The sequence below is a fragment of the uncultured Methylobacterium sp. genome, from assembly GCF_964242245.1.
GTDB lineage: Bacteria > Pseudomonadota > Alphaproteobacteria > Rhizobiales > Beijerinckiaceae > Methylobacterium.
In genome coordinates this window covers 1-12,054 of record NZ_CAXTBY010000116.1, presented here as the reverse complement: position 1 = coordinate 12,054, position 12,054 = coordinate 1, and the positions used below count along the sequence as shown (strand labels likewise).

Annotated in this window: 13 protein-coding genes and 1 pseudogene; 2 read left to right on the top strand and 12 right to left on the bottom strand. The window is 70.2% G+C overall.

The genetic code is table 11. From position 1 onward, the window contains the following. The 6 genes and pseudogenes from sucA to gloB all read right to left on the bottom strand — a co-directional run. Nucleotides 1-571 (bottom strand): annotated as a pseudogene (gene sucA / locus ACFE8Y_RS18170) (2-oxoglutarate dehydrogenase E1 component); the annotation flags it as partial. Nucleotides 572-777: 206 nt separating this feature from the next. Beyond that, on the bottom strand, nucleotides 778-1,662 hold the full coding sequence (gene sucD / locus ACFE8Y_RS18165; protein WP_375465786.1) for a succinate--CoA ligase subunit alpha: 885 nt from the start codon (nucleotides 1,660-1,662) through the stop codon (nucleotides 778-780). A gap of 8 nt (nucleotides 1,663-1,670) precedes the next feature. After that, nucleotides 1,671-2,867 carry an ADP-forming succinate--CoA ligase subunit beta gene (gene sucC, locus ACFE8Y_RS18160; protein WP_375465785.1) on the bottom strand — a complete coding sequence of 399 codons (1,197 nt, stop codon included), beginning with the start codon at nucleotides 2,865-2,867 and terminating at the stop codon, nucleotides 1,671-1,673. Between the two features lie 109 nt (nucleotides 2,868-2,976). Then, nucleotides 2,977-3,939: a malate dehydrogenase gene (mdh, locus tag ACFE8Y_RS18155; protein ID WP_375465784.1), complete on the bottom strand. Its 963-nt coding sequence runs from the start codon at nucleotides 3,937-3,939 to the stop codon at nucleotides 2,977-2,979. A gap of 298 nt (nucleotides 3,940-4,237) precedes the next feature. Further along, nucleotides 4,238-4,834, bottom strand: a complete 597-nt coding sequence (locus ACFE8Y_RS18150; RefSeq protein WP_375465788.1) for a TetR family transcriptional regulator — start codon at nucleotides 4,832-4,834, stop codon at nucleotides 4,238-4,240. Between the two features lie 323 nt (nucleotides 4,835-5,157). Further along, nucleotides 5,158-5,937 (bottom strand): hydroxyacylglutathione hydrolase, encoded by a 780-nt coding sequence (gene gloB / locus ACFE8Y_RS18145; protein WP_375465783.1) that lies wholly within the window; start codon nucleotides 5,935-5,937, stop codon nucleotides 5,158-5,160. A gap of 199 nt (nucleotides 5,938-6,136) precedes the next feature. On the opposite strand from gloB, the gene ACFE8Y_RS18140 reads away from it, so the two are divergent. Further along, nucleotides 6,137-6,871 carry a methyltransferase domain-containing protein gene (locus ACFE8Y_RS18140; protein ID WP_375465782.1) on the top strand — a complete coding sequence of 245 codons (735 nt, stop codon included), beginning with the start codon at nucleotides 6,137-6,139 and terminating at the stop codon, nucleotides 6,869-6,871. A gap of 60 nt (nucleotides 6,872-6,931) precedes the next feature. On the opposite strand, the gene ACFE8Y_RS18135 is transcribed toward ACFE8Y_RS18140, so the two are convergent. Next, nucleotides 6,932-7,468 (bottom strand): hypothetical protein, encoded by a 537-nt coding sequence (locus tag ACFE8Y_RS18135; RefSeq protein WP_375465787.1) that lies wholly within the window; start codon nucleotides 7,466-7,468, stop codon nucleotides 6,932-6,934. A gap of 96 nt (nucleotides 7,469-7,564) precedes the next feature. Further along, nucleotides 7,565-8,617: a hypothetical protein gene (locus tag ACFE8Y_RS18130; protein ID WP_375465781.1), complete on the bottom strand. Its 1,053-nt coding sequence runs from the start codon at nucleotides 8,615-8,617 to the stop codon at nucleotides 7,565-7,567. 311 nt (nucleotides 8,618-8,928) lie between these two features. Here ACFE8Y_RS18130 and ACFE8Y_RS18125 point away from each other — a divergent pair, with 311 nt between their 5' ends. Continuing rightward, nucleotides 8,929-9,090, top strand: coding sequence for a hypothetical protein (locus tag ACFE8Y_RS18125; protein WP_375465780.1), 162 nt, complete (start codon nucleotides 8,929-8,931; stop codon nucleotides 9,088-9,090). 16 nt (nucleotides 9,091-9,106) lie between these two features. Here the strand turns inward: ACFE8Y_RS18125 and ACFE8Y_RS18120 are convergent, their stop codons facing one another. From ACFE8Y_RS18120 to ACFE8Y_RS18105, 4 genes are all read right to left on the bottom strand, one after another. Then, a complete protein-coding gene (locus tag ACFE8Y_RS18120; protein WP_375465779.1) occupies nucleotides 9,107-10,150 on the bottom strand; it encodes a cytochrome-c peroxidase in 1,044 nt (347 codons plus the stop codon). Nucleotides 10,151-10,427: 277 nt separating this feature from the next. Further along, complete coding sequence (locus ACFE8Y_RS18115; protein ID WP_375465778.1) at nucleotides 10,428-11,000, bottom strand: sigma-70 family RNA polymerase sigma factor; 573 nt, start codon at nucleotides 10,998-11,000, stop codon at nucleotides 10,428-10,430. A gap of 546 nt (nucleotides 11,001-11,546) precedes the next feature. Next, a complete protein-coding gene (locus ACFE8Y_RS18110; protein ID WP_375465777.1) occupies nucleotides 11,547-11,696 on the bottom strand; it encodes a hypothetical protein in 150 nt (49 codons plus the stop codon). A gap of 170 nt (nucleotides 11,697-11,866) precedes the next feature. Next, nucleotides 11,867-12,054 (bottom strand): DUF6894 family protein (locus tag ACFE8Y_RS18105; protein WP_375465776.1); only part of this gene is annotated, 188 nt, incomplete at its 5' end.

The following is a 12,054-nucleotide window of genomic DNA, read 5'->3' as shown; positions in this document are numbered from 1 at the left end:
TGTCGAGGAAGATCGGCCGGTCCCAGTCGGATTCGAGGAAGCCGTAATGCTGCGGATGCAGTTCCTCGTGGTCGCCGCGGGGCGCGAGCCCGAGGGGATCGAGCTTGGCGTGGAGGTGGCCGCGCATCCGGTACGAGCGGATCAGCATGATCGCGCGCACGGAATCCTTCGTTGCCTGCTCGACCGAGAGGCCGGTCCTCGCCGTGACCGCGAGGCCGTCGGCGGGCTTGCCGGGCTTGGCCTCGCCCTTCCCATGTCCCTTGCCGTCGTCCCGGGCACGGATCTTCTCGCCGACCGCCTTCTCGAGCGTCGCCCAGTTGCCGTCCAGCGCCGAGACAATCTCGCCGTTGGCGGGCACCGGCCAGTTCGGTTTGCGCCAGGACGCGCCGGCGGCGTTCTTCTCGACCAAGGTCTCGTCCTCGCCGAGCCCCTTGAAGAAGGCCTGCCACTCGGGATCGACGGACGCCGGATTACGGGCGAAAGCCGCTTGCAATTCCTCGATGTAGGCGGCATTGCCGCCGTAGAGGAACGAGGTCTCGAGGAGCGCTTCGTTCACGTCCTGGCGTGCCATCGGCCGGTCATCCTGTCTCTCTGGCGCCCCGCCGAGACGGATCGCTGCATCATCGCGAACGCCGGCACCGGACGGGCCTTCGGTCGGCTGAGGACGCCGACGCACGTTCCACTCGAAACGGCGCCGGAAGGCGGCGCCGCAAGCTCTCATATGGCACCGCGGCCCTTGCGCGCGCCGCAACGCGGCCCTGCGCGATCGCCGAGGGGTCAACCCTTGAGCAGGTCGACCAGCGTCGAGCCGAGGCGCGCGGGCGAGGGCGAGACGCGGATGCCCGCCGCCTCCATCGCCGCGATCTTGTCCTCGGCGCCGCCCTTGCCGCCGGAGATGATCGCGCCGGCGTGCCCCATGCGGCGGCCGGGGGGCGCGGTGCGCCCGGCGATGAAGCCCACCGTCGGCTTGCTTCGGCCGCGCTTGGCCTCGTCGGCCAGGAACTGCGCCGCATCCTCCTCGGCCGAGCCGCCGATCTCGCCGATCATCACGATCGAGGTGGTCTTCTCGTCGGCCAGGAACATCTCCAGCATGTCGATGAACTCGGTGCCCTTGACCGGGTCGCCGCCGATGCCGACCGCCGTGGTCTGGCCGAGACCCGCGGTCGAGGTCTGGAACACCGCCTCGTAGGTCAGCGTGCCGGAGCGCGAGACGATGCCGACCGAGCCGGTCCTGAAGATGTTAGCCGGCATGATGCCGATCTTCGATTCACCCGCGGTGACGACGCCGGGACAGTTCGGCCCGATGAGCCGCGACTTCGAGCCTTCGAGGGATCGCTTGACCCGCACCATGTCGAGCACCGGAATCCCTTCGGTGATGCAGACGATCACCGGCATCTCGGCGGCAATCGCCTCGCAGATCGCGTCCGCTGCGCCCGGTGGCGGTACGTAGACGACCGACGCCGTGGCGCCGGTGGCCGCCCGGGCCTCGGCCACCGTGTCGAAGACCGGCAGGCCGAGATGGCTCGCCCCGCCCTTCCCCGGCGAGGTGCCGCCGACCATCTTGGTGCCGTAGGCCAGCGCCTGCTCGGAGTGGAAGGTCCCGTTCTTGCCGGTAAAACCCTGGCAGATGACCTTGGTGTCGGCATTGATGAGAATGGACATGGGTCGGCTCAGCCCTTCTTCACGGCGGCGACGATCTTCTGCGCGGCGTCGTCGAGGTCGTCGGCCGGGATCACGTTCAGCCCCGAGCCGCTGATGATCGCCTTGCCCTCCTCGACGTTGGTGCCCTCAAGCCGCACGACGAGCGGCACTTCGAGGCCCACCGTCCTCACCGCCGCGATCACGCCGCGGGCGATCACGTCGCACTTCATGATCCCGCCGAAGATGTTGACGAGGATGCCCTTCACCTGCGGGTCGGCGGTGATGATCTTGAACGCCGCGGTCACTTTTTCTTCCGACGCGCCGCCGCCCACATCCAAGAAATTCGCCGGCTCCTCGCCATAGAGCTTGATGATGTCGAGGGTGGCCATGGCGAGCCCCGCACCGTTGACCATGCAGCCGATGGTGCCGTCGAGGGCGATGTAGGCCAGATCGTACTTCGAGGCCTCGATCTCCTTGGCGTCCTCCTCCGTTTCGTCGCGCAGCGCCACGATGTCGGGGTGGCGGTAGAGCGCGTTCGAATCGAACGAGATCTTGGCGTCGAGGCACTTGAGGTGGCCGTCGCCGGTGAGCACCAGCGGGTTGATCTCCAGCATGCTCATGTCCTTGGCCGTGAAGGCCGCGTAGAGTTTTTGCGTCAGATCGCCGGCTTCCTTCGCCTGTGCGCCTGTCAACCCCAGCGCCTTCGCTACGGCCCGGCCGTGATGGGGCATGATGCCGGTGGCCGGATCGACCGAGAAGGTGACGATCTTCTCCGGCATCTCGTGGGCCACGGTCTCGATGTCCATGCCGCCCTCCGTCGAGACGACGAAGGCGACCTGCCCCGTCTCGCGGTCGACCAGCATCGACAGGTAGAACTCGGCGGCGATCTGGGCGCCTTCCTCGATGTAGAGGCGGTTGACCTGCTTGCCGGCCTCCCCTGTCTGGATCGTGACCAGCGTCTGGCCCAGCATCTCGCCGGCGTACTGCGTCACCTCGTCGATCGACTTGGTGACGCGCACGCCGCCCTTGGCGCCCGCGGGCGCGCCCTTGAAGGTGCCCTTGCCGCGTCCGCCCGCGTGGATCTGCGACTTCACCACCCAGACCGGGCCGCCGAGTTCGCGTGCCGCGGCCTCCGCCTCCTCCGGCTTGAAGATCGGAACGCCGCGGGAGACCGGCAGGCCGAATTCCTTCAGGACCGCCTTGGCTTGGTATTCGTGGATGTTCATCGGGACCTCATGGGCGAATGGGGAGTGGCGAGTAGGGGCGTCTGCGTGGCGGCGACCGGAAGGTTTCACCTTCCATTCGCCACTCGCCACGCCCCATTCGCCCGAGCCGTCAGGCGAGCGCCGGGTTCACGCCCTTGCACGCCTCGATCAGCGTGTTGACCGCGCCGACCGACTTCTCGAACATCGCCTTCTCGGCGTCATCGAAGGTCACTTCGAGCACGCGCTCGACGCCGCCCTCGCCGATCACCACCGGCACGCCGACATACATCCCCGACACGCCGTACTGGCCGTCGAGGTAGGCCGCGCAGGGCAGCACCCGCTTCTTGTCCTTGAGGTAGCTCTCGGCCATGGCGATGGCGGACGCCGCCGGCGCGTAGAAGGCCGACCCGGTCTTGAGCAGGTTGACGATCTCGCCGCCGCCCTTGCGCGTGCGCTCGACCATGGCGTCGAGCTTGACCTGCGTGGTCCAGCCGAGCTTGACCAGGTCGGGCAGCGGCACGCCGGCCACCGTCGAGTAGCGGGTCAGCGGCACCATGTCGTCGCCGTGGCCGCCGAGCACGAAGGCGGTCACGTCCTCGACCGAGACCTTGAATTCCTCCGCGAGGAAGTGCCGGAAGCGCGCGGAATCGAGGACGCCGGCCATGCCGACGACCTTGTGCGGCGGCAGCCCCGAGAACTTCTGCAGCGCCCAGACCATCGCGTCGAGCGGGTTGGTGATGCAGATCACGAAGGCGTCCGGCGCGTTGTCGCGGATGCCGGCGCCCACCGCTTCCATCACCTTGAGATTGATGCCGATCAGGTCGTCGCGGCTCATGCCGGGCTTGCGCGGCACGCCGGCGGTGACGATGACCACGTCGGCGCCCTTGATCGCCGCATAATCGCTGGCGCCGGAGAAGGTGGCGTCGAACCCGGCGACGGGGGCCGATTCGGCGATGTCGAGGCTCTTGCCCTGCGGCACGCCGTCAACGATGTCGAACAGCACGACATCGCCGAGTTCCTTCAGTCCGGCGAGGTGCGCCAGCGTTCCGCCGATCTGGCCCGCGCCGATGAGCGCGATCTTGCTGCGTGCCATGTCCGATGATGTCTCCGCCTTGAGCCTGCGTGAACGGGGCGACGCGTGGGATCGCGGCACCGCATCCGCGAAGGGGCGCCCGGTTCGGTCGCTTTTTCTGCGCGGCTGTGTGGCGGAAAAGCACCGCTGCTTCAACCCGACGAAGGCCTTGCAAGCAGGGTTCGGGCCAGGACGCGCCTCCACCGGGTCGCCGAGTACGCACCGAATGCTAAGCTTGGCGAAGGATTTAGCTGGGCTCGCGGATGCGGGGGACGGCCCTGAGCGCCGACGTGACAGATTCGAAAACCTGTCAGGTCGCCTAGAGAATCCCCGCGCGCAGCACCCGTTGGATCGCGTGAATCACCGCGCCGAAGCGGGCATCCAGCAGGTCGCGCGGAACCTCGGCATCGTGCTGGATCGCCAGCGGATGGGTGAAGCGGTAGCTCGCGTCGAAGATGTAGGCGATTGCCCGCTCCCGGTCGCGGGCCGAGAAGGTGCCGGTGGCCATGCCCTCCTCGACCACGCGCTCGACGAGGCTGCGCAGCCGCACCCGGTGGCGCCGGGCGATCGGGCGGGCCGCGACGGTCGCGTCGAGGTGGACGGCGAACAGGTTGGGCTCGTGCAGGAGCGCGTCGCGCTGCACCGCGGCGAGCGCGGTGAGCAGCCGCTCGATCTTGTCGTCGGCCGGGTCCGGCGCATCGGCGATGCCGGCGAGCCGCGCCTCGACATCGCGCAGCCAACGGCCGGCGACGGCGTCGAGCAGCGCGTCCTTCGAGGGGAAGTAGCGGTAGACGTTGGCGTGCGTCATCCCCGCCTCGGCCGCGACCGCGACGACGGTCACGCGCTTGGGCCCGAGCCGCGCAAGATGATCGGTGGCGATTCCGAGCAGGCGCACGTCCGCCGAGACCGGGGCGATCCGCGCGCGCGCGGCCGGCCCTGCGGCCCGTGCCTCTGGACGGGAGGCTCCGGGCGTCGTTGCACCGGCCGCCGGTGCCTTCCCCGCCGCCTCTTCGGAAGGACGTTCGGTTTCCGGCTGGATGAAGGGGAGCGGGAGGCGCGAAGACGAAAGGTGGTAAGGCGAGACGGACCCCCATCTGACCGAGTGAAGCGTGACCGCGCTTCCGTTGATGTCGAGCCTCCCTCCGGGAGCCTGCCGAACGGGCCGATCAGGGCCCGCCATAGGTCCGTATGTTCACTTCCGTTTGAGAAGGCAACAAATTTTCCTTGAAAATCCGTGCGTCAGAAGCGGTTCTTCCAATCCCGCAGTGCAACAAAAACTGATGCCGGGTCAACGGCTTCGGAGAGGCCGACCGCTTGCGCGAGGCTCGGCGCGCCGCTGCGCAGGAAGGGATTGGTCGCCCGCTCCTCGCCCATGGTCGACGGAACCAGGAACCGCCCCTCCGACTTGGCCCGGTCGGCCTCCGCCGCGCGCCGCTTCACATTTTCGTTGGTGGGATCGGCGGCCGCGGCGAAGCGGGCGTTGGCCAGCACGTAATCGTGCCCGCTGAACACCTGCGTCGCGTCGGGCAGGGGCAGGAAGCGCTCCAGCGAGCGCCACAGGGTCTCCGGCGGGCTCTCCATCACCCGGCCGCAGCCGAGCGTGAACAGGGTGTCGCCGGAAAACACGATGCCGGCCTCGCGGAACCAGTAGGTGACGTGGTCGGCGCAGTGGCCCGGCGTCTCCCAGACCTGCGCGGCGAGGTCGCCCACCCGCACGGTGTCGCCCTCGGACACGGCGGCGTCGACCTCGGGCACCGCGGCCCCGGCCTTCGCGGGCGCGGTGACGCGGGCGCCCGTCGCGCGCTTGACCTCGGGGATGCCCTCGACGTGGTCGCCGTGCCGGTGCGTGACGAGGATGTCGGTGAGCCGCCAGCCGGTCTCGGCGAGGACGCGCAGCACGGGCGCCGCCTCCGGCACGTCGATCGCCGCGCAGGCGCCGGTCGCGGGATCGCGGATCAGGACGCCGATGTTGTCGCTGCGGCACAGGAAGGTGCGGATCTCGGGGGTTTGGCCGGCCATGAACGCCTCTCCACGCCTGCGCCGACGCGTCCGGCGGCTTCAGGTTCAGCATGGAACAGGGGCCGGAACCGGCGGGTTCCACCGGCCCGTCCACCGCCGGAGCGGCCCCGGCCGCTTGCCGCGGGCGGCGACGGGCGCCATTGAGGCGGGATCGGCCCTCGATGCTGGCCCCCTCCCGAACGCCGCCGCCCCCACGCCCATGCGCCTCGACGTCACCGACCTGCGGGCCTTCTACGCCACGCCGCTGGGCGTCACGACGCACCGGATCGTCGCCCGCGCGATCCACGGCTTCCTCGGTTCGGTCTCGGGGCTTCGCGTCCTCGGGCTCGGCTACGCGGTGCCCTATCTCGGGCCGGTGCACTGCATCGCGGAGCGGACGCTGGCCTTCATGCCGGCAACGCAGGGGGTGGTGAACTGGCCGGGCACCGGGTGCTCCTGCTCTGCCCTCGCCGACCCGACGATGATGCCGCTGCCGGAGGCCGCGATCGATCGGGTGATCCTCGTCCACGCGCTCGAAGCTGTCGAGAGTCCCAGCGAGTTGCTGCAGGAGGTGTGGCGGACGCTGACGCCGGGCGGGCGGATGATCCTGGTGGTGCCCAACCGACGGGGCGTGTGGGCGCGCCGCGAGGCGACGCCCTTCGGCCACGGCCAGCCCTACAGCCGCTCGCAGCTCGGCCGGCTGATGCGCGACACCCTGTTCTCGCCGGAGGACTGGGCCGAGACCCTCTACATGCCCCCGCTCCGCTCGCGCCTGACGCTTCGGACGGCGAGTGCCTGGGAGCGCTTCGGCACCGGGCTCTCCCTGCCGTTCGCCGGCCTCCACGTGGTCCGCGCGACCAAGCAGCTCTACCGGCCGATCGCCGTGCAGCAGGTGCACCGCGCCCGCCGGCTGGCGCCGGCCCGCCTGCTGGTGCCGGTCCCCGCGCCCGGCTGACCTGTCCCGCGATCCTGTCCCGATGCGTCGGGGTCCGACCCGGCGTGGCCGGGCGCCGCCTCAGCGTCCGGCCTCGGCCCGCGCCAGAGCCTCGATCCGCGCGAGCCAGCGGGCCAGCCGCGCCCGGTTGCCGCCGAGATCCATCGCCGCGACCTGCGGACGGCCGTAGAGCGCGAGCGTCGCCCGACCCTCGCCGGCACCGATGATCGCGACCACGACGGTGTCGGGCAGGCGCAGGAGCGCCGAACGCGCGACGTAGCGGTCCTCCTCCGCCCAGCGGTCCTGGAACACGAGTTCGGTGCGCGGCTCCCCGGTCGCCACCGCGGCGACGATCGCCCGGAGCCGTTCGCCCGGGACCGGCAGCACCGGTACGACGAAATCCGCGCCGGCGCGGCAATGGTCCGGCGGACAGGCGAGCGCGTCCGCGGGACTGCGATCGAGGGTGGCGACATCGACCGGGCCGAGGTCCGGCGGTCCCAGGAGCATCCAGGCCTCCTCGATGCCGCCGGGCTCCTCGCCCCGCGCCACCAGGAGGCCGAACCCGATGACGAGAAGGGTAAGCCCGCAGGCGAGCAGCAACCGAAGCGTCCTGGCCATTCGCACGCTGAGTTGACTCTCCGGACCGACGCGTCTCGACGCGAACGCGCGGCGCCCGAGGTTGGGGGCCGCCCGCGAGGCCGCGCCTCCGCCGGCTCAGATCATGGGGGCGGCGAACAGCGCGCCGTACATCGCGGCGTGGCCGACATAGTACAGGGCGAGGAAGCCGGCGAGCGCCACTCCGTAATAGGCCGGCGCCAGGGCCACGTCGCGGCGGGTCGCGGCGACCCGGGCCTCGTCGGCGGCGATGGCGATCAGCACGACGATGATGCCGGAGTGCCCGATCGCGTCGACCTTGCCGAACTCGAACACCGCGGAGACGAAGATCGCGGCGAGGATGATCGCACTGGTGCGGCGCACCAGCGGCGTCCAGATCAGGGCGAAGGCGAGGGTGAACTCGATCACGCCGGCGGCCCGCATGAACAGCTCGGGCGAAGCGCCGAAGGTCATCCCCGGCTTGGCGGCGAGCAGCGGCGCGGTCCACTCGGGGTAGGCCCACTTCTCGACCGAGGCCCACATCAGGGTGACGGCGGCGGCGGCGCGGACCACGTCCAGCGGACGGACGCCGTAGAGCGTGCGGCCGAGACCGGTTAGGATCAGGTAGGCGGCGATCCCGAGGAAGACGGGATAGTCGGCCAGATGGAAGGCGCCGTAGGTCCAGGTGGCGAAGCCGAACAGGACCACGATCCCGGCACCGGCCAGCGGCATCGTCCGGCGCCAGATCAGGCACGCCGCGATGGCGAGTTGGAACCACGGGATCCAGGCGGCGTCGGTCTTGAGCTCGGGGGTGAGGATGATGCCGCCCAGGGTGAACAGCGAGACCAGGAAGAACCCGAGGGTGGCCCGCACCAGCAACTCGGTGTCGGTGCGCAGCCGCGCGGTGACCCGGTCGAGGGCGTTGAGCAGGGCGGTGCCGAGCGGCGTGCCCTCGGCGAGGCACCCGAACATCAGGCACACGACGGCGAGGCCCACCAGCCACTCGAAGTCCATGCACAGCACCTGCTCGAGGCCGCGGGGCTGGCCGGCGACGTCGAAGGCGCAGAACCACTTGACGTGGGCGCTGGCCTCGCCCGGGGCGATGAGCGCCGCGGGCAGCGCCAGGGCGGCGGCGAGAAGCGGGGATGAGCACTTCAGCCTAAAAGCCAACATCGAACCCTCGGAACTAAGCAGCAAGACTTCCGTTGCCCCACGATTTACAACCAAGTCGACGCGGTTGGCGAAGGTTTCGTTAACCTCTGTGTCGAGAAGGTTAACGCTGTGAGTTCCGGGCAGGACGGCCCCCTGCGTCCATCAAGACACCGTTCAGCATGGGTCGGGATTTCCGATCGGACGTGCCGTCCCGGGCCGGCCTTCCTCCCGAGGATCGGGCTTCCCGAAACGCTTCGCCCAGCATTCGTCCGCATGATGGCGCGCAGCGGCCGGTCGCCTCGGGCCGCGCTGCGGACGAAGGGATGTCTCGGATGATCGGCTTGACGAGCCTCGCCACCCTCGGTCTCGGCGTCGCCCTAGCGGGCTTCGCACCCCGCGCGGGCCTGCGCGCGCAGGCGCTCGAATCCTGCGCAGGCCTGCTGCTCGTGGCGGGACTCGTCCTGCTCGGTTCGGGACTGCCGCTTTTCCGGTAACCGACCCCGGTCGCCCTCAGGGGGTCGGCGTCGCCGCCACCCGTTCCGCGGGCGCCGGCCCGTTCGCGGCCTCGCTCGTGAGGGTGCGCAGGAACGCCAGCAGATCGGCGCGCTCGCCCGGCTTCAGGGCGAGGGGTCGGATCTCGGGGGAGCGGCTCGGCCGCGCGATGCCGCCGCGATCGTAGAGATCGATCACCGCATCGAGGGTCGGCACGGAGCCGTCGTGCATGTAGGCCCCGCGCCCGGCGACCTCGCGCAGGCCCGGCGTCTTGAAGGCGTATTGCAGGGCCTGCGAGTTCGGCATGAACTGTCCGCGGCCGAGATCCGTGCCGGTGGCCGTGCCGACGTCGTGGAACGAGCCGTCGCTGAACGCCCAGCCGCCGTGGCAGGCCGCGCAGTTCGCGCGCCCGTTGAACAGGTCGAAGCCGCGCTTGGCGCCAGCGTTGATCGCCGCTTCGTCGCCCGCGATCCAGCGGTCGAACGGGCTCGTGCCGGACACGATGAGCCGCTGGAAGGTGGCCAGCGCCGCCTCGATCCGCGCCCGGGTGACGGGCGCGCCGGAAAAAGCCAGCGCGAAGGCCTCCGCGTAGGCCGCATCCGCCGAGAGGCGGGACACGGCGGCCTCCACCGACAGGCCCATGTTGCCCGGCGCCGTGATGGGCGCGAACGCGACGGATTCCAGGTCGCGGAACTTGCCGTCCCAGCCCAGCCGTCCTTCCTGCCACGCGACGTTGAGCAGGCTCGGCGTGTGCAGGTCCGTCTCGGACTGGTCGCGGCTTGCCGCCTTCGGGCGCCCGTCCGCCCAGGCGAGATCGGGCACGTGGCACGTGGCGCAGGACCGGGTGCGATCGTCGGAGAGGATCGGGTCGAAGAACAGCCTGCGGCCGAGGTCCGCCTTGGCCGGGGTGTAGGGATTTCCGTCGGGGAACGGGATTTCGGTGGGTGGGCGGTAAGCCTCGCGCCACGCGGCGCGTTGCGCCGGCGGACCGGTCTCGGCCGACCCGGCAACCGCGCTTAGCATGAGCAGGACGGCAATCCCGCCGCCGACCTTCCACGTCATCACCGACCTCCTCGGTGACTTTACGACGACGCCCCTTGAGGAACCGTGAATCCTTCGTTGCAATGCGAAACCCCGCAGCCGGAATTTGGGGCAAAACCTGAACGCAACTTTAGCAACTTGAGCGCGGACGACGATGCGGCTCCGGATCGGTCGTCCGCGATCTCCTCGGTGAGGCCACGCGATCGGACGATCTTCGCGCGAACGCGCCGCGACGCCGAACGGCATGCCGCGGGGCGCGCGATCCCGGGTCGCGATGCTTGGTCAGGACCGGTCGAGGTCAGGACTGGTCGAGGGCGGCGCGCGTGCGGGCGTCCGTGCCGATGTCGGCCGCGCCGTCCATGCCGAGCGCCTCGATCAGGCGCCCGCGCGCCCGGCTGACGCGGCTCTTGACCGTGCCGACGGCGACGCCGCAGATCGCGGCGGCCTCCTCGTAGGTGAAGTTCTGGGCACCGACGAGCACCAGCGCCTCCCGCTGCGCAGCGGGCAGCAGGTTCAGGGCGGCCTGGAACGCCTGCATCTCCACGCGCACCTCCTGCTCGGGCAGGCTGGCGAGCCGCCCGGCATGCACGCCGTCGGCATCCTCCACCTCGCGCTTGCGCTTGCGCTGCTCGGAGTAGAACAGGTTGCGCAGGATGGTGAACAGCCACGCGGTGAGGTTGGTGCCGCGCCGGAAGCTCTCGGCCTTGGTCCAGGCCCGCATCAGCGTATCCTGGACGAGGTCGTCGGTGCGGTCGAGATCGTAGGTGAGCGAGAAGGCGAAGGCCCTGAGCGCCGGGATCGCCCCGAGCAGGAGGTCGCGCATCTCGGGGTCGGCACCGGCCGGCGTTCCCACGGGTGCTGGCGCGTGCATCACCGCGAAGACTCCTGTCCGGAGCGCGCGGCGAAGTCCGCGATCAAGGCCGCGAACCGTTCGGGGATCGGTTGCGCGAGGAGGCCCGCGAAGGGAACCCGCAGGCTCAGGCCGATCCGGCGGCGCGCCCGTGCCGCGAGGCAGCGCGTCGGTCCGCCGCCGCGTCCGCCCGACGGCGTTGGATCGGTTCGCGGGCGGGCCGCGGTTGCGTCGTCGATGTCCTGGCCCATCGGCCGTCCTCGGAAGAAGGGTCGACGCATCTCGACCGGGCGTGTGCCGGGCGTCGGAGGCCCGTGGGCCCGTGCGGTGCCCCATGGACGCGCGGTTCGTCGCCGTGTGCGAGCCTGCTAGCGGCGACAGGTTTAATCGCTTCTGAAAGAAGCATTCACCCGGCCTTCATCGACCCCCGCGCGCCGACGGGTGGATAAGTTCCATCACGGCCAAGCTGATACCATGGCAATCTCTGCCGTGAGCTTGGCGGTGGAGCGTGTCTGAGGGAGCGCGACTGAACGAGATCTGAGCGTCCTCGCTCCGACCGTGCGCGCATCATCCTGCGAGGATGGTCGCGGCCGCCTCGCCCAGGACGCGGACGCCGAGGTCGGCCTCGCCGGTATCCTCCGCCCAGTGGTGGCTGATACCGCCGACCGAGGGCACGAACAGCAGTGCGGCCGGCATCGGCCGGGCGATGTCGGGCATCGTGGCCGGCGCCCAACGGCATTGCTTGCCAGCCGCCGGATCGCACAGCGCCCGCGTCGCACGCGAAACCTCGACCGGGGTGACGGGGCAGCGCTCAGGCCGATTGGCCTCCCGATCAGTCAGGCCTCATAGGGCAGAGGCACCAAGGACCGAGGCCCCGGTTTCCGAATTCATTCAGCCGCCGCGGCAAGCTCTGGCGAAGTCAGCTTGAAGTCGACGCGGAACAGCAGCTGGCTCTCGCTGTCGACGACCTCCATATGCCAGCCCTCGCCTGAGCGCAGGCACGCCACTTCCTCGTTGAGAACTGCCGCCGACAAGCGAATCGCTTCGAGGCGAGCCATTGCAAGGTTGGCTAAGA

Excerpts from the sequence above, each read along its gene's own strand:
- sucD (WP_375465786.1), bottom strand. The coding sequence starts at position 1,662 with ATGTCCATTCTCATCAATGCCGACACCAAGGTCATCTGCCAGGGTTTT.
- sucC (WP_375465785.1), bottom strand. The coding sequence starts at position 2,867 with ATGAACATCCACGAATACCAAGCCAAGGCGGTCCTGAAGGAATTCGGC.
- mdh (WP_375465784.1), bottom strand. The coding sequence starts at position 3,939 with ATGGCACGCAGCAAGATCGCGCTCATCGGCGCGGGCCAGATCGGCGGA.
- gloB (WP_375465783.1), bottom strand. The coding sequence starts at position 5,937 with ATGGCCGGCCAAACCCCCGAGATCCGCACCTTCCTGTGCCGCAGCGAC.
- ACFE8Y_RS18140 (WP_375465782.1), top strand. The coding sequence starts at position 6,137 with ATGCGCCTCGACGTCACCGACCTGCGGGCCTTCTACGCCACGCCGCTG.
- ACFE8Y_RS18135 (WP_375465787.1), bottom strand. The coding sequence starts at position 7,468 with ATGGCCAGGACGCTTCGGTTGCTGCTCGCCTGCGGGCTTACCCTTCTC.
- ACFE8Y_RS18130 (WP_375465781.1), bottom strand. The coding sequence starts at position 8,617 with ATGTTGGCTTTTAGGCTGAAGTGCTCATCCCCGCTTCTCGCCGCCGCC.
- ACFE8Y_RS18125 (WP_375465780.1), top strand. The coding sequence starts at position 8,929 with ATGATCGGCTTGACGAGCCTCGCCACCCTCGGTCTCGGCGTCGCCCTA.
- ACFE8Y_RS18120 (WP_375465779.1), bottom strand. The coding sequence starts at position 10,150 with ATGACGTGGAAGGTCGGCGGCGGGATTGCCGTCCTGCTCATGCTAAGC.
- ACFE8Y_RS18115 (WP_375465778.1), bottom strand. The coding sequence starts at position 11,000 with ATGCACGCGCCAGCACCCGTGGGAACGCCGGCCGGTGCCGACCCCGAG.
- ACFE8Y_RS18110 (WP_375465777.1), bottom strand. The coding sequence starts at position 11,696 with ATGCCCGACATCGCCCGGCCGATGCCGGCCGCACTGCTGTTCGTGCCC.